The organism is Corynebacterium xerosis NBRC 16721 = ATCC 373 (genome assembly GCF_001552415.1).
GTDB classification, from domain to species: domain Bacteria; phylum Actinomycetota; class Actinomycetes; order Mycobacteriales; family Mycobacteriaceae; genus Corynebacterium; species Corynebacterium xerosis.
In genome coordinates this window covers 64996-87818 of record NZ_BCRD01000007.1, presented here as the reverse complement: position 1 = coordinate 87818, position 22823 = coordinate 64996, and the positions used below count along the sequence as shown (strand labels likewise).

General features: G+C 70.1%; 22 protein-coding genes. 20 read left to right on the top strand and 2 right to left on the bottom strand.

All coding sequences use genetic code 11. The features are described from left to right. Positions 1-17: 17 nt before the first annotated feature. The gene (locus CX1_RS10970) at positions 18-818 is read right to left on the bottom strand and encodes a hypothetical protein (protein WP_244465581.1); all 801 of its coding nucleotides are present in this window, start codon (positions 816-818) and stop codon (positions 18-20) included. Between the two features lie 34 nt (positions 819-852). Here CX1_RS10970 and CX1_RS12115 point away from each other — a divergent pair, with 34 nt between their 5' ends. Then, positions 853-1446 carry a DUF4112 domain-containing protein gene (locus tag CX1_RS12115; protein ID WP_169793218.1) on the top strand — a complete coding sequence of 198 codons (594 nt, stop codon included), beginning with the start codon at positions 853-855 and terminating at the stop codon, positions 1444-1446. Here the strand turns inward: CX1_RS12115 and ypfJ are convergent. Further along, on the bottom strand, positions 1443-2318 hold the full coding sequence (gene ypfJ, locus CX1_RS10960; RefSeq protein WP_046651543.1) for a KPN_02809 family neutral zinc metallopeptidase: 876 nt from the start codon (positions 2316-2318) through the stop codon (positions 1443-1445). The genes CX1_RS12115 and ypfJ overlap by 4 nt on opposite strands. Positions 2319-2567: 249 nt before the next feature. On the opposite strand from ypfJ, the gene aspS reads away from it, so the two are divergent. From aspS to CX1_RS10865, 19 genes are all read left to right on the top strand, one after another. Continuing rightward, a complete protein-coding gene (gene aspS / locus CX1_RS10955) occupies positions 2568-4388 on the top strand; it encodes an aspartate--tRNA ligase (protein WP_060925675.1) in 1821 nt (606 codons plus the stop codon). Between the two features lie 95 nt (positions 4389-4483). Further along, the gene (locus CX1_RS10950) at positions 4484-5671 is read left to right on the top strand and encodes a phosphotransferase (RefSeq protein ID WP_046651542.1); all 1188 of its coding nucleotides are present in this window, start codon (positions 4484-4486) and stop codon (positions 5669-5671) included. Positions 5672-5683: 12 nt separating this feature from the next. Then, the gene (locus CX1_RS10945; protein ID WP_046651541.1) at positions 5684-7111 is read left to right on the top strand and encodes a replication-associated recombination protein A; all 1428 of its coding nucleotides are present in this window, start codon (positions 5684-5686) and stop codon (positions 7109-7111) included. Between the two features lie 83 nt (positions 7112-7194). After that, on the top strand, positions 7195-9864 hold the full coding sequence (gene alaS, locus CX1_RS10940; RefSeq protein ID WP_060925674.1) for an alanine--tRNA ligase: 2670 nt from the start codon (positions 7195-7197) through the stop codon (positions 9862-9864). 3 nt (positions 9865-9867) lie between these two features. After that, positions 9868-10368: a Holliday junction resolvase RuvX gene (gene ruvX / locus CX1_RS10935; protein WP_046651539.1), complete on the top strand. Its 501-nt coding sequence runs from the start codon at positions 9868-9870 to the stop codon at positions 10366-10368. A 179-nt stretch (positions 10369-10547) separates the two neighbouring features. Further along, positions 10548-11660 carry an endolytic transglycosylase MltG gene (locus CX1_RS10930; RefSeq protein WP_244465584.1) on the top strand — a complete coding sequence of 371 codons (1113 nt, stop codon included), beginning with the start codon at positions 10548-10550 and terminating at the stop codon, positions 11658-11660. After that, positions 11657-12481 carry a shikimate dehydrogenase gene (locus CX1_RS10925; RefSeq protein ID WP_060925673.1) on the top strand — a complete coding sequence of 275 codons (825 nt, stop codon included), beginning with the start codon at positions 11657-11659 and terminating at the stop codon, positions 12479-12481. The genes CX1_RS10930 and CX1_RS10925 overlap by 4 nt, the downstream gene beginning before the upstream one ends. A gap of 10 nt (positions 12482-12491) precedes the next feature. Next, positions 12492-12944 carry a prepilin peptidase gene (locus tag CX1_RS10920; protein WP_046651399.1) on the top strand — a complete coding sequence of 151 codons (453 nt, stop codon included), beginning with the start codon at positions 12492-12494 and terminating at the stop codon, positions 12942-12944. A 30-nt stretch (positions 12945-12974) separates the two neighbouring features. Next, complete coding sequence (gene aroC, locus CX1_RS10915; RefSeq protein ID WP_046651398.1) at positions 12975-14162, top strand: chorismate synthase; 1188 nt, start codon at positions 12975-12977, stop codon at positions 14160-14162. A gap of 12 nt (positions 14163-14174) precedes the next feature. Further along, positions 14175-14705, top strand: coding sequence for a shikimate kinase (locus tag CX1_RS10910; protein WP_046651397.1), 531 nt, complete (start codon positions 14175-14177; stop codon positions 14703-14705). Between the two features lie 119 nt (positions 14706-14824). Further along, a complete protein-coding gene (gene aroB, locus CX1_RS10905; RefSeq protein ID WP_060925672.1) occupies positions 14825-15922 on the top strand; it encodes a 3-dehydroquinate synthase in 1098 nt (365 codons plus the stop codon). Further along, positions 15919-16410 (top strand): type II 3-dehydroquinate dehydratase, encoded by a 492-nt coding sequence (aroQ, locus tag CX1_RS10900; protein ID WP_046651396.1) that lies wholly within the window; start codon positions 15919-15921, stop codon positions 16408-16410. Before aroB ends, aroQ begins: the two co-directional genes overlap by 4 nt. Then, entirely contained in the window at positions 16407-17498 is a 1092-nt protein-coding gene (locus CX1_RS10895) for a M24 family metallopeptidase (RefSeq protein WP_046651395.1), read from the top strand. Before aroQ ends, CX1_RS10895 begins: the two co-directional genes overlap by 4 nt. 108 nt (positions 17499-17606) lie before the next feature. After that, positions 17607-18170 carry an elongation factor P gene (gene efp, locus CX1_RS10890; protein WP_046651394.1) on the top strand — a complete coding sequence of 188 codons (564 nt, stop codon included), beginning with the start codon at positions 17607-17609 and terminating at the stop codon, positions 18168-18170. Positions 18171-18178: 8 nt separating this feature from the next. Next, positions 18179-18823 (top strand): transcription antitermination factor NusB, encoded by a 645-nt coding sequence (nusB, locus tag CX1_RS10885; RefSeq protein ID WP_060925671.1) that lies wholly within the window; start codon positions 18179-18181, stop codon positions 18821-18823. Positions 18824-18832: 9 nt separating this feature from the next. Next, positions 18833-19714: a PPK2 family polyphosphate kinase gene (locus CX1_RS10880; protein ID WP_046651393.1), complete on the top strand. Its 882-nt coding sequence runs from the start codon at positions 18833-18835 to the stop codon at positions 19712-19714. Between the two features lie 189 nt (positions 19715-19903). Beyond that, on the top strand, positions 19904-20500 hold the full coding sequence (pyrR, locus tag CX1_RS10875) for a bifunctional pyr operon transcriptional regulator/uracil phosphoribosyltransferase PyrR (RefSeq protein WP_046651392.1): 597 nt from the start codon (positions 19904-19906) through the stop codon (positions 20498-20500). Continuing rightward, positions 20497-21453, top strand: coding sequence for an aspartate carbamoyltransferase catalytic subunit (locus tag CX1_RS10870; RefSeq protein WP_046651391.1), 957 nt, complete (start codon positions 20497-20499; stop codon positions 21451-21453). Before pyrR ends, CX1_RS10870 begins: the two co-directional genes overlap by 4 nt. Continuing rightward, complete coding sequence (locus tag CX1_RS10865) at positions 21450-22811, top strand: dihydroorotase (RefSeq protein WP_046651390.1); 1362 nt, start codon at positions 21450-21452, stop codon at positions 22809-22811. Before CX1_RS10870 ends, CX1_RS10865 begins: the two co-directional genes overlap by 4 nt. The last annotated feature ends 12 nt before the right edge of the window (positions 22812-22823 follow it).

Below are 22823 nucleotides of genomic sequence, written 5' to 3'. Positions count from 1 at the left end.
GCTGATCCCGGTCGGACCTAGTAGGAGCCGAGCTGCACTTCGGCCCAGAGGGTCGGCAGGTCGGCGCCGCCGACGACGCGCAGCGGTTTCTGGTCGGGGCGGCCGTGCTCGGTGATGATCAGCGCCCGCGGCACCAAACCGTCGTCGCCCGGGATCGTCAGCGCGGTCACGGCGTCTTGCACGGTCACCGTGCGTGGCATGAAGTAGGGCATGTCGCGGGAGCCGGCCCATTCGAGCACGTCGGCGACGGTCTTGGCCTCGAGTCGTCCGTCGTCGCCGTAGTCGTGGGCGACCCAGATGGCCACGGCATCCGTCGTCAGCAAGGCGGTGCAGCGGCCCCGCTCGACGCCACCCGCGTAGACGGGGAACTGCGAATAGGTCGACTCGGCGAGCACGGCGAAGACCTTCTCCACCGAATCCTCCGGCGTCACCGTGACGGGCTTCCGGTCGGGGAGCACCCCGAGCACCGTCGGCGGGTCGATGAGATTACGGGCCAGCCGTTCGGCGTCGGCGACGGTCTCCGGCAGCGGGTCCGCGATGGGCCGGCCATTGCGGTACTCGCCGTGGCTGATGGCGTTGCGAAGGTCGGAGAAGGCCATGAGCGCGGAACGCTGGGCGTCGGAAAGCCGATGCTTGCGGTGGCTGAGGTTGACCATCCACTTGAACCCATCGGACGGCTTCGCCCGCAGATCGCGGCGCAGATGAGCCTCGATGTCGTTGAAGGCGCCGAGGAAAGCGGTGGCGTTGCCGCCGGGGGATGGGTCGGTCACGGCATCGGTCACGGCATGGGTCGAATCGTTGTTCATGGCGTCGGTCATGGCATCCACGCTACCGGCGCCTACGCTGGTGAACATGAACGCCAATCACCGTCACTCCCGCAGCTCGGAAGCTCGTGATACAGACTCCCGCGGCCCCGGCTCCCGTGGTCCGCAGTCCCGTTACCCCGATTCCGCCGATGCCGCCGGCGGCGCCGGCGCCGCCCCGCGGTCCCTCAATCGCACCTCGCGGGCGATCGCCCACGTGATGGATGACCTGTTCACCATCCCGGGCACGAAGCGGCGGGTCGGGCTGGACCCGCTCGTCGGCATCATCCCCGGCGTCGGCGATGCGGCGGGCGCGGTGGCCACGGCCGGGCTGGTCATCGACGGCATCCGTTACCGCGTGCCGTTCGTCATTCTGCTGCGCATGGCGTTCAATCTGCTGCTGGACATGACCATCGGCGCGATCCCGCTGATCGGGGACGCCTTCGACTTCTTCTTCCGAGCCAACATCCGCAACGAGCGGCTGATGGTGAAAGCACTCGACGACCCCGCCGGTGCGGCGAAGTCGTCGAAACGCTACTTGATCGGGGCGGTGGTTCTGCTCGTGGTCCTCGTCGCGTCGATCATCGCCCTGGCGATCGGTGCGGTCTGGGGCCTCATCGCGCTGATCCAGGCGGGGTACTAGCTGTACACCCCGCGCTCGAGGGTGTCGCACTGGGCCATCTTGCCGGTCTTGTAGCCGGTCAGGAAGGCGTCGGCGCGCTGTTCGGCGGAGCCGTGCGTCCACAGGTCGGGGCGGATCTCGCCGCCCGAGTGGCCCTGGATGGTGTCGTCGCCGATGGCGCGGGCGGTCTGGAGGGCGTCGGCGACCTGCTGGTCCGTCAGCGGCTCGATGATGGCGTCGGGTCCCTTGTCCGCGAAGTGCGCCCAGATTCCGGCGTAGCAATCGGCCTGCAGCTCGACCTTGACGGCATCGGAATCCGGGCCGGGGTCGTTGTAGTTGGACCGGCCGAGCGTGCCCTCGAGCTTCTGGATGTGGTGGGCGAACTCGTGGGCCACCACGTACTGCTGGGCCAGCGGACCGTCGCCGCCGCCCATGCGCTCCAGCTGATCGAAGAAGGACACGTCGTAGTAGGAGTACTCGTCGGCCGGGCAGTAGAACGGGCCGGTCGATGCCGAGGCGTAACCGCAGCCGGACTGCGTCGATCCGGAGAAGATCTCGATGCCCGGCGCCTGGTAGGCGATGCCGGCCTGGGCGGGCAGCTGCTCCTCCCACACCCGGTCGACGGAGATGCCGGTGAACTCGATGCGGCAGTCGACGTTGTTGTTGGCGTCCTCGCCGGTCTGGCAGTGGTCCATGCCCTGCTGCGTCTGCCGCTGGCCGCCACCCTGCTGGGACGGCTGCTGGAGCTGCGAGGGGTCGCCGCCCAGGAGAAGGAACAGGCCGACCATCAGCAGGCCGCCGATGCCACCGCCGACGGCGATGCCGCCTCGGCCACCGACGCCACCGCGGCGCGCGCGGTCGCCGCTCTTTCGGAAATCTGAACGGAACGTCATGCACCGAGTATGCCAGCAGGAACGCCGCGGCGGGAGCCCGACACGAGACGAGCATCACTCCGGATTGACCGGCGCTCACGGAGTTCCGGTGCATGCGCCTTCGGCCACCTCCGCTTTGCGACGGCCCGGCCCCCGAGCCGATCCGGCGCGGCGGGTAGACTGCCTACGACGCGCGCCCGAGAGGGCGACGATGATCGAGCAATCATTTCAAGCATTCATTTCAGGCAAAGCATTGGAAGGACCCCAATAGTGCTGCGTACGCATCTCGCCGGCGAGCTCCGCGCCGACCAGGCCGGACAGTCCGTCACCCTCACGGGTTGGGTGGCCCGCCGCCGCGACCACGGTGGCGTCATCTTCATCGACCTGCGCGACCGTTCGGGTCTCGCCCAGGTCGTTTTCCGCGAGAGCGAGGTCGCCGAGCGGGCGCACCATCTGCGCAGCGAGTACTGCGTGCGGGTGACCGGCGTCGTCGAAAAGCGCCCGGAGGGTTCGGAGAACCCGAACCTGGCGTCGGGCGACATCGAGCTCAACGTCACCGAGCTCGAGATCCTCAACGAGTCGGCGGCGCTGCCGTTCCAGCTCGACGACGCGTCCAGCGCCAACGAGGTCGGCGAGGAGACCCGCCTGAAGTACCGCTACCTGGATCTGCGCCGCGAGGGCCCGGCGAAGATCATGCGCCTGCGCGCCGCGATGAACCGAGCCGCCCGCGCCGTGCTGGATTCGAACGACTTCACCGAGATCGAGACGCCGACGCTGACGCGCTCGACCCCGGAGGGCGCCCGCGACTTCCTGGTGCCGGCCCGCCTGAAGCCCGGTTCCTTCTACGCCCTGCCGCAGTCGCCGCAGCTGTTCAAGCAGCTGCTGATGGTCGGCGGCATGGAGCGCTACTACCAGATCGCCCGCTGCTACCGCGACGAGGATTTCCGCGCCGACCGCCAGCCGGAGTTCACGCAGCTCGACGTCGAGATGAGCTTCGTCGAGCAGGACGATGTCATCGCCCTGGCCGAGGAGATCCTGAAGGCCATCTGGCGCGAGGGCGGCTACGAGATCACCACCCCGATCCCGCGCATGACCTACCGCGAGGCCATGGAGAAGTACGGCTCCGACAAGCCGGACCTGCGCTTCGACATCCAGCTGACCGAGTGCACCGAGTTCTTCAAGGACACCACCTTCCGCGTGTTCAAAAACGAGTACGTCGGCGCCGTCGTCATGGAGGGCGGGGCCTCGCAGCCGCGCCGCCAGCTCGACGCGTGGCAGGAGTGGGCCAAGCAGCGCGGCGCCAAGGGCCTGGCGTACATCCTCGTCGGCGAAGACGGCGAGCTGGCCGGCCCGGTGGCCAAGAACATCACCGACGCCGAGCGCGAGGGCATCGCCGCCCACGTCGGCGCCAAGCCGGGCGACTGCATCTTCTTCGCCGCCGGCGAGACCAAGTCCGCCCGCGCCCTGCTCGGCGCCGCCCGCGGTGCCATCGCCGAGAAGCTGGGCCTGATCAAGGACGGCGACTGGGCCTTCACCTGGGTCGTCGACGCGCCGATGTTCGAGCCGGCCGCCGACGCCAAGGCCTCGGGCGACGTCGCCCTGGGCCACTCCGCCTGGACCGCCGTGCACCACGCGTTCACGTCGCCGAAGCCGGAGCACCTGGACACCTTCGACAAGGAGCCGGGCGAGGCGCTGGCCTACGCGTACGACATCGTCTGCAACGGCAACGAGATCGGCGGCGGTTCCATCCGAATCCACCGTCAGGACGTGCAGAAGCGCGTGTTCGAGGTCATGGGCATCTCCGACGAGGAGGCCCACGAGAAGTTCGGCTTCCTGCTCGACGCCTTCGCCTTCGGCGCCCCGCCGCACGGCGGCATCGCGTTCGGCTGGGACCGCATCGTCTCGCTGCTCGCCGGCGTCGATTCCATCCGCGAGACCATCGCCTTCCCCAAGTCCGGCGGCGGCGTCGATCCGCTGACCGACGCCCCGGCGCCGGTGACCGCCCAGCAGCGCAAGGAGTCGGGCATCGACTTCAAGCCGAAGGCGGACAAGTCCAAGCAGAAGAACCCGGACGCCGAGCAGGCGAAGTAGTCCGGGCAACCAAGCCGGGCAAGTAGTCCGGCCAGGTGGCGGCCGCAGCCGCAGCCGCCACCGCAGCACGATGAGGGCGCGAGCCCAAGGAGATCATGGATTCCCTCGACAACCCGAGCAACGAGCACGACGTCGCCGACGTCATCGCGACGGCCGGAGAGCTGCTGGCGTCGCGCTTCGGCGGCCGCCCGGAGCTGACCGACCCAGAGGATCTGGGCGGTTCAAGCCGTGCGATGGTGCTGCGTCTGCGGGTGTCACCGAATCCGTTCCTGCCGGTGCGGTCCCTGGTGGTCAAGCGGCTGCCGGAGTCGTCGGCGGCGGGTGCGGATCCGGCGCTGCTGCGCGAGATCGTGGCGTACCAGTTCGCCACGTCGCTGCCGGAGGACGTGCGCCCGGGCCCGGAGTTGTTGGCGCATGACGTGGCCAAGAGGATCATCGTCATTTCCGACGCCGGCGACGCGCCGACCTTGGCCGATGTCCTGGACGGCGGCGATTCCGACGCGCGGCTGCGTGCGCTGCGCTCGCTCGGGGCGGCGCTGGGCCGCATGCACGCGGGCACCGCGGAGCGCGAGGACGGGTTCAACACGCTGTTGTCGCGCATGTGGGCCCGCCACCGCGGCGACGAGGACGTCTCCGGCGAGCGCGATCGCGGCATCGTCCGGGCCATCGAGTCCGGCATGGGCCGCATCGAGGCCGCCGGCCTGACCGTGACCGACGGCGTCCGCGGTCTCGCCGCGGAAGCCGCGCGCCGGATCTCCTCGGGCCACCACCGGGCGTTCACGCCCTTCGACCTGGCCCCGGACAACATCATGATGGCCAACCGCGTGGCGTTCCTCGACTACGAGTGGGCGGGTTTCCGCGACGCCACGTTCGACGTCGCCAGCGTCATCGCGGGCTTCCCGCTGCACGTGTTCACCGGGCCGCCGAGCCCCGAGGAGACCGAGGCCTTCGTTCGCTCGTGGGCGGAGGAGGTCCGGCCGCTGTGGCCGGGCGTCGTCGGCGACCAGCACCTGCGCACCCGTCTGATGACGGCGCTGCTCGGGTGGACGCTGATCACCGTCACCATCCTGCATTACGGCTCGCCGCAGGAGGCGCTGACCGCCGGGGCCGTCGAGCCCGCGGAGCGCGAGGATTCCGCCGGCATCGGCGGTGGCGTGATGGAACGGCGCGATCTGCTGGGCACGGCGCGTGCGCTGGAGATCTTCGCCGGCGGCTGCGAGGACCCCCGTTCCGGCGAGGTCGGGGACTTCGCCCGCGCGGTGGTCGCCCTGGTGTCCGGGTAAGCGGGGCGCCACATGGCGGGTGAACCGGGGCTTTTCGACGACCCCTTCTCCGGAGTGCCGGGGTCGGGCACATCGGGTGCATCGGGCACATCGGGCGACGGAGCCGACGCCGGGGCCTACTTCCATCCGGGCTCGCATGCGCCGCTGGCGGTGAAGATGCGGCCGCGCACCCTCGACGAGGTCGTCGGGCAGAAGCATTTGCTCGGCGAGGGCGCGCCGCTGCGCCGGCTCGTCGACGGCGGGGGAGACACCTCCGTCATCCTGTTCGGGCCGCCCGGCACGGGCAAGACCACGCTGGCCAGCCTGATTTCCACGTCCACGGGCCGCCGGTTCGAGGCGCTGTCGGCCCTCAACGCCGGCGTGAAGGAAGTGCGCGCCGTCATCGAACGGGCGCGCAAGCACCTGGTGCGCGAGGGCGTGCAGACGGTGCTTTTCATCGACGAGGTCCACCGCTTCTCCAAGACCCAGCAGGACGCCCTGCTCGGCGCGGTGGAGAACCGCACCGTGCTGCTGGTGGCGGCGACGACGGAAAACCCGAGTTTCTCGGTGGTCTCCCCGTTGCTGAGCCGGTCCCTTCTGCTCCAGCTGGAGCCGCTTTCCGACGACGACGTCGCCGAAGTCATCCGCCGTGCGGCATCGGACGAGCGCGGGTTGAACGGGAGGGTGACCATCGCCGAAGACGCGCTGCACCAGCTCGTCGCGTTGGCCGGGGGAGACGCCCGCCGCTCGCTGACGTACCTGGAGGCCGCCGCCGAGGCCGTGCCCGACGGGGGCGTGCTCGACGAGGCGACGGTGCAGGCCTCCGTCAATCGCGCGGTGGTCCGCTACGACCGCGACGGCGATCAGCATTACGACGTCACCAGCGCATTCATCAAGTCGGTGCGCGGATCCGACGTCGACGCGGCGCTGCATTACCTGGCCCGGATGATCGAGGGCGGCGAGGACCCGCGGTTCATCGCCCGCCGCATCATCATCCTGGCCAGCGAGGACATCGGCATGGCCGACCCCTCGTCGCTGCAGGTCGCCGTCGCCGCCGCCGAGGCCGTGCAGCTCATCGGCCTGCCCGAGGGGCGCCTGCCCTTGGCGCAGGCGGTCATCCACCTGGCCACCGCCCCGAAGTCGAATTCCGTCATCACCGGCATCGACGCCGCGCTCAAGGACGTCCGCGCCGGAAAGTACGGCGCCGTCCCGCCGCACCTGCGCGACGGCCACTACAGCGGCGCCAAGGCCCTGGGCAACGCCGTGGACTACGCGTACCCGCACGACGACCCGAAGGGCGTCGTCAAGCAGCAGTACGCCCCGGACCCGCTCGCCGACGCCGAGTACTACCGTCCGGGCACCCACGGCCGGGAACGCGCCATGCGCGAGCACCTGGCCACCCTGCGCGGGATCGTGCGGGGAATCGCCCGCGGCAAACGCGGCGGCCCGACACCGAAGTAGCCCGGGCAAGGGGGTATGCTGGCACGGCTATCGCCGCAATCGCGCGGCAATCACCGAACGTCGCGAAAGAGGGACCCGACTCCGTGCAGACCCATGAGATCCGGAAGCGTTTCATCGACCATTTCGTGAACGCGGGGCACACCGAGGTCCCCAGCGCCTCGCTGGTCCTCGACGACCCGAACCTGCTGTTCGTCAACGCGGGCATGGTCCCCTTCAAGCCGTACTTCCTGGGCCACCAGACCCCGGAGTTCGCCACCGCCACCTCCATCCAGAAGTGCGTGCGCACCCTCGACATCGAGGAGGTGGGCATCACCACCCGCCACAACACCTTCTTCCAGATGGCCGGCAACTTCTCGTTCGGCGACTACTTCAAGGAAGGCGCCATCAAGCACGCGTGGGCGCTGCTGACCAACTCGGTCGAGGACGGCGGTTACGGCATCGATCCCGAGCTGCTGTGGGTCACGGTCTACCTCGACGACGATGAGGCGCACGACATCTGGCGCGACGTCGTCGGCGTCCCGGAAGAGCGCATCCAGCGCCGCGGCATGGCCGACAACTACTGGTCGATGGGCGTGCCCGGGCCGTGCGGCCCGTGCTCGGAGATCTTCTACGACCGCGGCCCCGAGTACGGCGTCGAGGGCGGCCCGGAGGCCGACGAGGACCGGTACATCGAGATCTGGAACCTCGTCTTCATGCAGAACGAGCGCGGCGAGGGCACCGGCAAGGACTCCTTCGAGATCCTCGGCCCGCTGCCGAAGAAGAACATCGACACCGGCATGGGCATCGAGCGCGTCGCGTTCCTGCTGCAGGGCGTCGAGAACGTCTACGAAACCGACCTGCTGCGCCCCGTCATCGACGTCGCCGAAAAGCTCACCGGCTCCACCTACGGCGCCGGCGGCGAGGCGGGCAACGTCGACGACGTCCGTTTCCGCGTCATCGCCGACCACTGCCGCACCGGTCTGATGCTCATGCTCGACGGCGTCACCCCGTCCAACTCGGACCGCGGCTACATCCTGCGCCGCCTGCTGCGCCGCATCATCCGCTCGGCGCGGCTGCTGGGCGCGACCGGCGAGACGCTGCAGCCGCTGATGGAGTCCGTCCGCGACACCATGACGCCGTCGTACCCGGAGATCACCGACAACTGGGACCGCATCCTGCGCGTCACGCTGACCGAGGAGAAGGCCTTCCTGAAGACCCTCGAGGCCGGCACCCACCTGTTCGAAAGCGTCGCCGCGAAGGCGAAGTCGGAGGGGTCGACGCAGCTGGCCGGCGCCGATGCGTTCGCCCTGCACGACACCCACGGTTTCCCCATCGACCTGACCATGGAGATGGCCGCAGAGGCCGGCCTCGTCGTCGACCGCGACGAGTTCGACCGCGAAATGGCGCAGCAGCGCGCCCGCGCCAAGGCCGACAACGCCGCCAAGAAGCGCACCCACGGCGACCTCGGCGTCTACCGCGAGTTCATCGACGAGCACCCGACCGAGTTCACCGGCTACGACAAGCTCGTCGACGAGGCCACCGTCGTCGGTCTCGTCGCCGACGGCGCGCGCCTGGAGCGCGCCTCCGAGGGCGGCGAAGTCGAGCTGATCCTCGACCGTTCCCCGCTCTACGCCGAGGGCGGCGGCCAGATGGCCGATCACGGCCGCATCACCACCGCCTCCGGCGCGGTGCTGGAGGTCGACGACGTCCAGCGCGTGGGCAAGAAGCTGTGGCTGCACAAGGGCCGCGTCGTCGGCGGCGAGCTGGCCGTCGGCGAGCTGGCGGAGGTCGCCGTCGATCCGGCGTGGCGCCACAAGGCGGAGCAGGCCCACTCGGCCACGCACCTCATCCACGGCGCGCTGCGCGAGGTCCTCGGTTCCACCGCCACGCAGGCCGGTTCGATGAACAAGCCGGGCTACCTGCGCTTCGACTTCAAGTACGGCGAGCAGCTGACCCCGGAGCAGGTGTCGCGCATCGAGGCCATCGCCAACGAGGCCGCCGACGCCGACTACCGCGTCAACACCATCGAGACCTCGCTCGACGAGGCCCGCGCCATGGGCGCCATGGCCCTGTTCAGCGAGAATTACGGCGACCGGGTCCGCGTCGTCGAGATGGGCGGCCCGTTCTCCATGGAGTTGTGCGGCGGCACCCACGTCGACCACACCTCCCAGATCGGCCCGGTGGCCGTGCTGGGCGAGTCGTCGATCGGTTCCGGCGTGCGCCGCATCGAGGCGTACTCCGGCATGGATTCCTTCCGGTACCTGTCCACCGAGCGCATGCTCGCCGAGCGCCTCGCCGCCGAGTTCAAGTCCCCGTCGGCGCAGCTGCCGGACCGCATCGCGCAGCTGTCCGAGCGCCTGAAGGCAGCGGAGAAGCAGGTCGCCGACCTCAAGGCCGCCCGCCTGCTTGCCGACGCCCAGTCGCACCTGGACCAGGCGCGCGTCATCGGCGACGTGACCTTCCTGGGCCTGCAGCTGCCCGCGGGCACCCAGGCCAAGGACATCCGTTCGCTGGCGAACGACCTGCGCGGCCGTCTCTCCGACCGTCCCGCGATCATCGCGCTGGCCGCCGAGGCCGACGGGAAGGCGCCCTTCGCGGTCGCCGTCACCGACGCCGCCGTCGACGCCGGCCACAAGGCCGGCGACCTGGTGAAGCTCCTGGGCGAGCGCATCGGCGGCCGCGGCGGCGGCAAGCCTCAGCTGGCGCAGGGCTCCGGCTCCGAGCCCGCGGGCATCGACGCCGGCTTGGCCGCGATCGCGGACTCGCTGGGCTAGTTCATGGCCACGCTCCGGTTCGACCGCCCCGGTTCCGACGACCCCGGCCGCGGGCGGCGCCTGGGCATCGACGTCGGCGACGTCCGCGTGGGCGTCGCCATGTCCGATCCCGATGGTCTGCTGGCCACTCCGGTGGAGACCATCGCCCGGGCAACCGGCCGCCGCGGCCCCGACGGCGCCGACATCGACCGCCTGGTGGAGCTCGCGGAGGAGCTGGAGGTGGTCGAGATCGTCATCGGCCTGCCGCTCATGCTCGACGGTGAACCGGGCACGTCGGCCCGCAAGGCAGGGGACGTCGCCTTCCGGTTGCGGCGCCGTTTGGGGGAGGGCGTGCGCATTCGCATGGCCGACGAACGCATGACCACCGTGCTGGCCCAATCCCGTCTTCACCAGGCCGGAATCGACGTCAAGGGGGGCCGCCGCATCATCGATCAGGCGGCGGCGGTGGAGATCCTGCAGTCATGGTTGGATCAGCGCCGTGACGCTCTGCGCGACACTCCGTGATTGAAATGTGACAATCGGGCGTCACATGGGGGAGAATCAACAAGATTGTCCCGACCACCTTGTCCGGTCGGGTGCCCGTCCCCGAGGAGACCGAGATGAGCACTGGCCCCAAGTCGGCCGCAAGGACCGCGAAGCCCCGAAAAGGCCGCCGCGGACGTGTCCGTCGCCGCCAGACGTCGATGGCGATCAACGTCACCTCGGTGTTGTTGAGCGTGATCATCCTCGCCGGCGTCGGCTTCCTGTGGATGCGCGGCGGGGTGTCGGGCGACTTCACCGGCGAGGGCAACGGCGAGACCGTGGTCGTCGAGGTGGCGCAGGGTTCGTCCCTGTCGGATCTGTCGACGGAACTGACCGAACAGGGCATCGTCGCCACCGAGGACGCCTTCATGTCCGCGGCGAACTCCCACTCCCGCTCCGGTGAGCTGCAGCCGGGCTTCTACCGCCTGGAGAAGAAGATGTCGGCGGCCTCCGCCGTCGAGGCGCTGCTGGACTCGGCCAACCAGGCCGGCACCGTAGACATCCCGACGGGCACGCGTCTGATGGACACCCACATCGTGGCGTCGGATGACGTCCGCAAGGGCATCTTCACCCTCATCTCCGAAGCCTCGTGCATGGGGGAGGGCGACTGCGTCTCCACCGCCGAGCTCGAGCAGGCGGCGGGCACCATGGACCCGGCCGCCCTCGGCGTGCCCGCGTGGGCCGCGAACGAGGTCGGCTCCCGCGGCGACGATCCGCGCCGCCTCGAGGGCCTGATCACGCCAGGCGTCCACCAGTTCAACCCGCAGGCGTCGGCCGGCGAGATCATTTACTCGCTGGTGTCCGAGTCCGCGGCGCGGTACGAGGAAACCGGCCTCGAGGCCTCCGCCCAGCGCGTCGGCCTGTCGCCGTACGAGCTGATCACGGCAGCTTCGCTGATCCAGATGGAGGCGCCGGACGGCGACTTCGACAAGGTCGCCCGCGTGATCCTCAACCGTCTCGAGGAGCCGATGCGCATGCAGTTCGACTCCACGGTCAACTACGACCTGGAGGACCAGGAGATCGCCACCACGGACGAGGACCGCGCCCGCGTCACCGCGTGGAACACCTACGCCAAGGACGGTCTGCCGGACACCCCGATCGCGTCGCCGTCGATCGAGGCGATCACCGCCATGGAGAACCCCGCCGAGGGGCCGTGGCTGTACTTCGTCACCGTGGACAAGGATGGCCGCACGGTCTTCACCACGACCTTCGAGGAGCACCAGGTGGCGATCCAGGAGTCCATCGCCAACGGCGTCCTCGACTCCAACCGATGACCCCGGCGATCGCGCACCGCGCCGCGGTCCTGGGCGATCCGGTCGAGCATTCGCGCTCGCCGATCCTGCACAACGCGGGCTACGCGGCGCTGGGCCTCGAGGACTGGGAGTACGGGCGCTTCCGATGCGCGGCGGAGGAGCTGCCGGGCATCGTCGGCGGCGCCGACGCCTCCTACGCCGGCTTCTCGGTGACCATGCCGGGCAAGTTCGCGGCCCTGGATTTCGCCGACGAGGCCACCGACCGCGCCCGGGCCATCGGGTCGGCGAACACGCTGGTGCGCGTCGGCGACGGCTGGCGCGCGGACAACACCGATTGCGACGGCGTCACGGGCGCCCTGCGCGAACTCGGCGCCCACCGGCTGCCCGACGGCCGCGCGGTGCTCGTCGGGGCCGGCGGCACGGCCCGACCGGCGTTGTGGGCGCTGGCGAAGGCCGGCGTGCGCCACGTTTCCGCGGTCGCCCGGTCGGAGCGCGTCTACGCCCTGGAGCCGCTGGCGGCCCAGCTCGGCGTGGGCTTCACGTGGGTGCCGTTCACGGCCCCGAATCTCGCCGACGTCGCCGGCGCCGCCGATGTCCTGGTCTCCACCGTGCCGTCGGAGGCGCTGGAAGGCTACGCCGGCCCTCTGGCCCGCGCGCCGCGCATCCTCGACGTCATCTACGACCCGTGGCCCACGCCGCTGGTGCAGGCCGCCGAACGCAACGGCCACGCCGCCCTCGGCGGGCTGACCATGCTGCTCCATCAGGCGCTGGGCCAGTTCGAGCAGTTCACCGGCAGGCCCGCCCCGGAGGCCGCCATGCGGGAGGCCCTCTTCCCGGGTTAATCTTCCGCCCATGGGGTGGGGGCTCTCGTCCGGGGTGATCGGCTGGTGGCCGTTCTGGTGCGCTTTCGTGCCCTGGGCGGCGTGGCTGGCGTGGCACGACCTGACGTCGCGCCGTCTCCCGGACCATCTGACCCTGCCGGCGGGCGCGGTGGCGGGGCTTTTTTCGCTTTACGACGGCTCGTCCACCGCTTTCGCCCTCGGCGCCGCGACGTGGGCCGGCGCATATGGGGCGGTGGGCGTCGTCAAGCACGGCGCGATGGGCGGCGGGGACGTGAAACTGGCGCTGGCGCTCGGGGGAGCCACCGCCGTCGCGGCGGGCGTGCCGGGCACGCTGCTTGCCATGGTGATCGCGGGTCTGCTGACGGGCATCGCGGGGATGCTGGTGCGGGAAAAGAGGCTTCCGCATGGGCCATCGATGCTGGTCGCGTGCGCGGGGGTCATGCTCGGGGGACCTATGGGGTGATGGGCGTTACGAACATGAGATGATGTCCGCATGCTTCGATGGACCACCGCAGGAGAATCGCACGGGCAGGCGCTCGTCGCCATGATCGAGGGCGTCCCCGCCGATTTCCCCCTCACCCGGGACGACGTCTCCCGGCAGCTCGCCCGCCGCCGCCTCGGCTACGGCCGCGGCGCCCGCATGAAGTTCGAGGCCGACGAGGTCACGCTGCTCGGCGGCGTGCGCCACGGCCGCACGCTGGGGTCGCCGGTGGCCATCATGATCGGCAACACCGAGTGGCCCAAGTGGACCACCGTCATGAGCGCCGACCCGGTCGACCCGGCCGAGCTCGACGGCGCCCGCGGCGCCACACTGACCCGCCCGCGCCCGGGCCACGCCGACTTCAACGGCATGCTGAAGTACGGGCACACGGACGCCCGCAACATCCTCGAGCGGTCCTCGGCCCGCGAGACCGCCGCGCGCGTCGCCGCCGGCACCGTCGCGCGGTCGATCCTGCGCGAGGCGCTGGGCGTCGAGATCGTCAGCCACGTCATCTCCATCGGTGCGTCGCAGCCCTACGAGGGCGACCTGCCGACCTTCGCCGACCAGGACGCCATCGACGATTCGCCCGTGCGCGCCTTCTCCAAGGAGGCCGAGGAATCGATGGTCGCCGAGATCGAGGCCGCGAAGAAGCAGGGCGACACGCTCGGCGGCATCGTCGAGGTCGTCGTCCACGGGCTGCCCGTCGGCCTGGGCTCGCACATCTCCGGCGAGGCGCGGTTGGACGCGCAGCTGGCGTCGGCCCTGATGGGCATCCAGTCCGTCAAGGGCGTCGAGATCGGCGACGGTTTCGAGGAGGCGCGCCGCCGTGGCACGCAGGCCCACGACGAGATGGTCCGCGTCGACGGCGGCGTCGATCGCCTGACCAACCGCGCCGGCGGCTTGGAGGGCGGCATGACCAACGGCCAGCCGCTGGTCGTCCGCGCCGCCATGAAGCCGATTTCCACCGTGCCGCGCGCGCTGAAGACCGTGGACATGGAGTCCGGCGCCGCCGCGACCGCCATCCACCAGCGCTCCGACGTGTGCGCCGTGCCCGCCGGCGGCGTCGTCGCCGAGACGATGGTCGCCCTGACCCTGGCGCGCGCCGTCACCGAGAAGTTCGGCGGCGACTCGCTCACCGAGCTGCGCCGCAACGTCGACGGCTACCTCGCCCAGGTCGCGGACCGTCTGGACTGGGAGTAGGTTGCGTCGACGATGGCAACTCCCCGCGTAGTCCTGGTCGGTCCGCCCGGCGCCGGCAAGTCCACCATCGGGCGTCGCCTGGCGCGCGCGCTGCATGCGCCGCTGACCGACACCGACCACATGATCGAGGAGCGGGAGGGCGACACCTGCGGCAACGTGTTCACCCGCCTCGGCGAGCCGAAGTTCCGAGAGATCGAGGAAGAGGTCATCGCCGAGGCCCTGCAGCGCTCGGGGATCATCTCGCTGGGCGGCGGCGCCGTGCTGTCGCAGGCCACCCGCGATCGCCTGGCCGACCACGACGTCGTCTACCTTGAGGTCAGCATCGAAGAGGGCGTCCGCCGCACCGCCGGCGAGTCCGGTCGGCCGGTCCTGGCCGCCGATGATCCGGCAGAGCACTACCGCCGCCTGTACGAGTTCCGCCGCCCGTTCTACGAGGAGGTCGCGAGCTTCAAGGCCCGCTCCGACTCCCGGTCGCCGCAGCGCGTCGTCGCGGAGATCCTCGGCTACCTCGATTCCGCCGACGGCGACTGCGAGCAGGACTGAGCGATTCGGATCGTTCCCGATCCGGACCTGATCCGGCCCTGATCCGGCCCCGTTCCGGCTAGGCTCGATCGGGTTCGGCCCCACCATCCACCCCGCGCCCCGAAAGGACCCCGCGAACCGTGACCAGCATCCCCGTCAACGGACCCGCCCCCTATGAGGTGCGCATCGGCACCGGCCTCGTCGCCGAGATCGCCGAGGCCGCGGGCCAGGCGGCCAACGTCTGCGTGATCCACCAGGGCAGCGTCGCCGGCGCCGCCAACCGCATCGCCGAAGCGGTGGCCGCCAAGGGCGTCAACGCCTTCACCCTCGAGATCGAGGACGCCGAGCACGGCAAGACGCTGGAGTCCGCCGGACGCTGCTGGGACGTCCTGGGCGAGCGCGGCGTGGGCCGCGCCGACGCGGTGGTCGCCGTCGGTGGCGGGGCGGCCACCGACCTCGGCGGCTACGTCGCGGCGGCGTGGATGCGGGGCATCAAGGTCTACCAGGTGCCCACCACGCTGTTGGCCATGGTCGACGCGGCCGTCGGCGGCAAGACCGGCATCAACACCGCCGCGGGCAAGAACCTGGTCGGCGCGTTCCACGAGCCGTCGGGCGTCTTCGTGGACCTCGACTTCCTGCGCACCCTGCCGCACGCGGAGCTCGTCGCCGGTTCCGCCGAAATCATCAAGGCCGGTTTCATCTCCGACACCGCGATCCTCGACCTCTACGAGTCGGACCCGGCCGCGTGCCTCGACGTCGACGGCGCCCTGCCGGAGCTCATCGAGCGCGCCATCCGCGTCAAGGCGCACGTGGTGTCGGAGGACCTGAAGGAGGCCGGGCTGCGCGAGACGCTCAACTACGGCCACACCTTCGGCCACGCCGTCGAACGCCACGAGGATTACCGTTGGCGCCACGGCCACGCCGTCGCCGTCGGCATGGTCTACGTCGCGGAGCTGGCCCGCATCGCCGGGCTCATCGACGCCGATCTGGTCGAGCGCCACCGCACGATCCTGGAGTCCATCGGCCTGCCCACCACGTACCCGGACGGGTTGTACGACGAGCTGTTCTCCGGCATGACCCGCGACAAGAAGAACCGCCGCGGCACCATCCGCTTCGTGGTGCTCACGGCACCGGGGGAGACCTCGCGTCTGGAGGGCCCGTCCGAGGATCAGCTGCGCGAGGCCTATGCGGCGCTGGCCGCCGCCGGGCGCCCCGCCGCCGAGGAGTCGGCCCGATGAGCGCCGCCGGGAACCCGCCCACCGTCGTCGTGCTGAACGGCCCCAACCTCAATCGCCTGGGCAAGCGCGAGCCCGAGGTTTACGGTTCGACCACGCTCGCCGACGTCGTCGCGGGCCTGGAATCGCTTGCCGACGAGCTCGGCGTGACCGTCGACTGCCGCCAGTCCAATCACGAGGGCGAGCTCATCGACTGGGTCCACGAGGCGGCGGACAAGGGGCGACCGATCATCATCAACCCCGGCGGCTTGACGCATACGTCGGTCGCCCTACGCGACGCCCTCGCCGAGGTCGCCGATGGCGCCGGTTTCCACGAGGTGCACATCTCCAACGTCCACGCCCGCGAGGAGTTCCGGCACACGTCGCTGCTTTCGCCGCTGGCCGCCGGCATCATCGTCGGCTGCGGGACCAACGGGTACGGCTTGGCGCTGAGGCGAGTGGCGGCGCAGATCACGGCCGGGCAGAAGACCGACGAAGGGACCACCCGATGAGCTCGACCGTTTCGTACGCCGATCGCCGCGCCCTGTTGGCCGCCGAGCTCGAGGACGCCGGCTGCGACGCCATCGTCGTCGATCATCCGCAGCACGTGCGCTGGTTGACCGGATTCACCGGGTCCAACGGCGCCGTGCTCGTTTACGCCGACGGCCGGGCCATGGTGTCCACCGATGGCCGCTACACGACCCAGATCGGCGTCGAGGCGCCGGATCTGGAGCTGCACCTGTCCCGAAACTGCGCCATCGAGCTGGCCGGGCGGGCCGGGGTCAAGCGCCTCGGCTTCGAAGCCGGCCACGTCACCGTCGCAGCCATGCGCCGCATCGCGGCGGCATTGGATGCGGCCAAGGGCGAGGAATTGGTGGAGACCGCCGACCTCGTCGAAAAGCTCCGTGCGGTCAAGGACGACGCCGAACTCGAGGCGCTGCGCGCGGTCGCCGACATCGCGGTGAAGGCGTTCGAGGGCCTCCTCGAATCCGGCGCCATCGCCGCCGGCAACACCGAGCGGGACGTCGCCGCCGAGCTGGAGCACCGCATGCGCATCGGGGGAGCCGACGGCATCGCGTTCGACACGATCGTCGCCTCGGGCCCGAACTCCGCGAAGCCGCACGCGGGCGCCGAGGATCGTGAACTGCGCGACGGTGATCTGCTCACCATCGACTTCGGCGCGGCCAAGGACGGCTACCACTCGGACATGACGCGCACGCTCATCGTCGGCGGGCCGGACGCCGCCGAGGACTTCGCCATGGAGATCTACTCGACGGTCCTGCGGGCACAGCTCGCCGGCGTCGCCTCAGCGCGCCCGGGCACCCCGCTGGCCGACGTCGACCGCGCCTGCCGCGAGATCATCGTCGCCGCCGGCCACGGCGAGTACTTCGTCCACTCCACCGGTCACGGCATCGGCCTCGACGTCCACGAGGCCCCCTACGCGTCGAGCCGGTCCACGGAGACGCTGGTCACCGGCATGACGCTGACCATCGAGCCCGGCATCTACGTCCCCGGCTACGGTGGCGTGCGCATCGAGGACACCGTCATCGTCACCGACGGCGAGCCCGAGATCATCACCCCGCTGCCGAAAACCGTCTGACCCGGCCTGCGGCGCGATCCCGTCCGGCGAGTCCCTTTCGCATTGGGCGGGGTCACGGGGGTATCGTGTACCGGTCAGACCCGTCGTCTACCCCAACAGGAGCTATTCGTGGCATCCACCTCCGACTTCAAGAACGGCCTCGTGCTGAAGATCGACAACAAGCTGCAGCAGATCGTCGAGTTCCAGCACGTCAAGCCGGGCAAGGGCCCCGCGTTCGTGCGCACGAAGCTGAAGGACGTCGTCTCCGGCAAGACCACCGACAAGACGTTCAACGCCGGCGTCAAGGTCGAGACCGCCACCGTGGACCGCCGCGACATGACCTTCCTGTACCGCGACGGCGAGGACTACGTCCTCATGGACGAGAAGACCTACGACCAGATCAACCTCGCCCCGCACCTGATGGGCGACGCCGCGCGCTTCCTGCTGGAGAACACCTCCGTCCAGGTGTCCTTCCACGAGGGCGAGCCGCTCTTCGCCGAGCTGCCCGTCTCCGTCGATCTCACCGTCTCGCAGACCGACCCGGGCCTGCAGGGCGACCGCTCCACCGGCGGCACCAAGCCGGCCACCCTGGAGACCGGCGCCGAGGTCCAGGTCCCGCTGTTCATCGAGACCGGCGACGTGCTCAAGATCGACACCCGCGACGGTTCCTACCTCTCGCGCGTGAACAACTGATCGCCTCCATGTCAGACAAGAACAAGGGCAAGGAAGCCAACTACAAGCGCCGCGGCTCCCGCTACCGCGCCCGCCGCCGCGCCGTGGACCTGCTGTTCGAGGCGGAGCAGCGCGGCGTCCAGCCGGAGAAGCTCGTCGACGAGCGACTGGTGCTGGCCCGCGACGAGCAGTCGGGCGTCGCCCCGATCGCCGAGTACACCGAGGAAATCGTCCGCGGCGTCGCCCTGGAAATCGAGGGCATCGATTCGACCATCGCGTCGTACCTGTCCCCGGAGTGGCCGCTGCGCCGCCTGCCGGCGGTCGACCGTGCGATCCTGCGCGTGGGCACCTGGGAGCTGTTCCACAACCCCGACGTGCCGGCGCGCGTTGCCGTCGTCGAGGGCGTGGAGCTGGCCAGCGAGTACTCGACAGACGTCGCGCCGCCGTACATCAACGCGGTGCTCGACGCCGAAGCCGACATCGCCGGCCAGGCCCGCATGGCCGCCGCCGCGGTCCGCGTGACCTCGGCGTCCCCGGAAGCCGCGCCGATCGTGCCGGGCACGCCGGCGATGCCGGAGCCGGGCGTCGAACTGGTCGAAGCCACGGACTCGAAGGCCACTGCAGATGCGGCGGACGACGACGAGGCCGGGCCGTCGTCAAGCGAAACGCACTAGCATTGCCCCATGGGCAACAAGAGAAAGCACCGCCACTTCACCCTCGATGACGCGCACGCGCTGAAAGTCGGGGAGGGGTGGCGGCTTTTGCATGTCGACGCCGACGCCACCCCGGGCCTGCCGAACAACGGCAAGGGCAAGGCCATCGCCGCCGAGCAGTTCGACGACCACGACGAGGAGATCGCCGACCTGCAGGAGCGGATGTACGCCGCGTCGCGCAGCGGGGACGGGGACGCGCCGAGGATCATCATCGTGCTGCAGGGCATGGACACCTCCGGCAAGGGCGGCGTGGTGCGCCACGTTCTCAAGGGCGTCGACCCGCAGGGCGTGGAAGTGTTTTCCTTCGGGCGGCCGACCGAGGAGGAAAACGAGCACGACTTCCTGTACCGGTCGCGGATCCGCATGCCCAAGCCCGGCCGCATCGCCGTGTGGGACCGGTCGCACTACGAGGCCGTGCTGGTGGAGAAGGTCAAGGAGCTGACCCCGCTCGACGAAATCGAGGGGCGCTTCGACCAGATCGTCGAGTTCGAAAACGAGCTTGCCGCGCAGGACGTCCACCTGATCAAGGTGATGCTGCACATCGACCCTGACGAGCAGTACGAGCGCCTGATGGAACGGTTGGAGCGCTCCGACAAGCACTGGAAATTCGACGTCGGCGACATCGCCGACCGCGCCCTGTGGGACGACTATCAGGCGGCGTACGACGAGGCCCTGCGCCGCACGTCTACCGAAACGAATCCCTGGTACTGCGTGCCCGCCAACCACAAGTGGTACTCGCGCCTGGTGGTCAAGGGCCTGCTGCTGGACACGCTGCGCGGGCTGGAGCTCGAGTGGCCGACCGCCGAGTTCGACGTCGCGGACGCGAAGAAGAAGCTCGAGGCGACGAAATAGCCGTGGCCATCCTGTGGCCCATCGCGGTCATGATTCCCCTGATGGCGTTCTCGTTCGGTGCGCCGTGAATCAGGGGTCGGGGGTTGCGGGGTTTGGCCCGGGGCGGCTGGTAGGATCGCAGCCGTAACCGTGGGCAATCACGGGACATCCTTTAACGGACCGCACGGAGAGGCGGGGAAGGAGGTCACGATGAGCGACAACGCAATCCCGAACCCGGGCGAGGGCACTTCCGCGGACATCACGGAACTGCTCAACGCCGACGAGGTCGGACGAACCGTCGCGCGCATCGCGCACCAGATCATCGAAAAGACCGCGTTGGACGGATCGGACGCGCCGAGGGTGGTGCTGCTGGGCATCCCGTCGGGCGGCGTGCCCCTGGCCGAACGGCTGGCCGAGCGCATCGAGGAGTACTCCGGGGTGAAGCCGGAGACCGGCTCCCTGGACATCACGCTGTTCCGCGACGATCTGCGCAATCGCCCGCACCGGGCGCTGCAGCCGACGCGGATCCCGGACGCCGGAATCGACAACACCATCGTGGTGCTCGTCGACGACGTGCTGTTCTCGGGCCGCACCATCCGGGCCGCGCTCGACGCGCTCAACGACGTCGGGCGCCCGGACATCATCCAGCTGGCCGTGCTGGTCGACCGCGGCCACCGGCAGCTGCCCATCCGCGCCGACTACGTGGGCAAGAACCTGCCCACCGCGCGCCACGAGGACGTCCGCGTCCTGGTCGAGGACATCGATGGCCGCGACGCGGTCATCCTGAGCCGGGCGCAGGCGTCGTGAAGCACCTCCTGAGCATCGCCGATCTGTCGAAGGACGAGATCGTCGGCCTCATGGACGAGGCGGATCGCTTCAGGGAGGCCCTCGCGGGCCGCGAAATCAAGAAGCTGCCGACGCTGCGCGGCCGCACCATCTTCACGTGCTTCTACGAGAACTCCACCCGCACCCGCGCGTCCTTCGAGACCGCGGGCAAGTGGATGAGCGCCGACGTGATCAACATTTCGGCGTCGTCGTCGTCGGTGAAGAAGGGCGAGAGCCTGAAGGACACCGCGCTGACGCTCGACGCCATCGGAGCCGACGCGATCGTGGTGCGTCACCCGGCGTCCGGTGCCGCGAAGCTCATCGCCGAGTGGACGGGCCAGCACGGCAACGCGCCGGCGATCATCAACGCCGGCGACGGCAAGCACCAGCACCCGACGCAGGCGCTGCTCGACGCGGTGACCCTGCGCCAGCGCCTGGGCGGCATCGAGGGCCGGAAGGTCGTCATCGTCGGCGACATCCTGCACTCCCGCGTCGCCCGCTCGAACGCTGACCTGCTGGCGGCGCTGGGCGCCGAGGTCGTCTTCGTCGCGCCGCCGACCCTCCTGCCCTACGGCGTGGAGAACTGGCCGGTGCGCGTGGCCCACCGCATGGAGCCCGAGCTGCCCGACGCCGACGCGGTGATGATGCTCCGCGTCCAGGCCGAGCGCATGGACGGCGGGTTCTTCCCGTCGCACCGCGAGTACGCGACCCGTTACGGGTTGTCGCGCGACCGGGAGAAGCTGCTTCGCGACGACTGCGTGGTGCTGCACCCCGGCCCCATGCTGCGAGGCATGGAAATCAACGACCACGTCGCGGATCTGCCGCGCACTGCGGTGCTGCAGCAGGTGTCCAACGGCGTGCACGTCCGCATGGCGGTGTTGTTCACGCTGCTGACGGCCGAAACCTCGTTCGCCCCGGAAGGAGCGGCACTGTGACCGGCAACCATCACGATGATTCCGCGTTCCCGCCCGTCGGCCCCCTGGCCGCCGCCGCGCCCGGCGAGCTCCTGCTGACCGGCGTGCGCCCCTACGGCGAAGGCGAGGACGTCAACGTCCTCATCCGCGACGGCGTCATCGCGGCCATCGGCGCCGACGTCGAGGCGTCGGACGACGACGCCCGTGTCCTCGACTTCGATTCGCTGGTCCTGCTGCCCGGGCTCGTGGACATCCACGTCCACCTGCGCGAGCCCGGCCGCGAGGACACGGAGACCCTGGCGACCGGTTCGGCCGCCGCCGCGCGCGGCGGTTTCACCGCCGTGTTCACCATGGCCAACACCGCGCCCGTCACCGACGATCCGGCCATCGCCGAGTCCGTGTGGCTCAAGGCGCAGGCCATCGGCCTGTGCGACGTGCACCCGGTCGGCTCCATCACCAAGGGGCTCAAGGGCGAGGGCCTGACGGAGTTCGGCATGATGGCCGACTCGCAGTCCAAGGTCCGCATGTTCTCCGACGACGGCAAGTGCGTCGACGACCCGCAGATCATGCGCCGCGCCATCGAGTACGCGCGCGGCGAAGACGTCCTGCTGGCCCAGCACTGCGAGGACCCGCGCCTGACCAAGGGCGCGGTTGCCCACGAGGGCCCGACCGCCGCCCGGCTCGGCCTCGGCGGCTGGCCGCGCGTGGCCGAGGAGTCGATCGTCGCCCGCGACGCCATCATGGCCCGCGATTACGGCGGCCGCATGCACATTTGCCATGCGTCGACCGAAGGCACCGTCGAGCTGATCAAGTGGGCCAAGGCGCAGGACATTCCCCTGACTGCGGAGGTCACCCCGCACCACCTGGTGCTCACCGACGCGCGCCTGGAGACCTTCGACGGCGTCAACCGCGTCAACCCGCCGCTGCGCGAGGACCGCGACGCCAAGGCGCTGCGCGAGGCGCTCATCGACGGCGTCATCGACTGCGTGGCCACCGACCACGCGCCGCACGGTTCGGAAGAGAAGTGCTGCGAGTTCGAGCACGCCAAGCCCGGCATGCTCGGCCTGGAGACCTCGTTGCCGATCATCGCCGAGCAGTTCGTCCTCGACGGCCCGTGCGACTGGCGCTGGCTGGCGAAGGTCATGAGCGAAAAGCCGGCGGAGATCGTCCGCCTGCCCGGCCACGGGCGACCCATCGCCGTCGGCGAGCCCGCGAACCTCACGGTCGTGGACCCCGGCCGGCCCTGGACCGTCCGCGGCGCCGACCTGGCGTCGAAGGCCGAGAACACCCCCTACGAAGACATGGAGATGGCCGTCTCCGTCGCCGCCACGGTGCTGCGCGGACGCGTCACGGCCCACGACGGAAAGGCCACTGCCTGATGGGCAAGCACC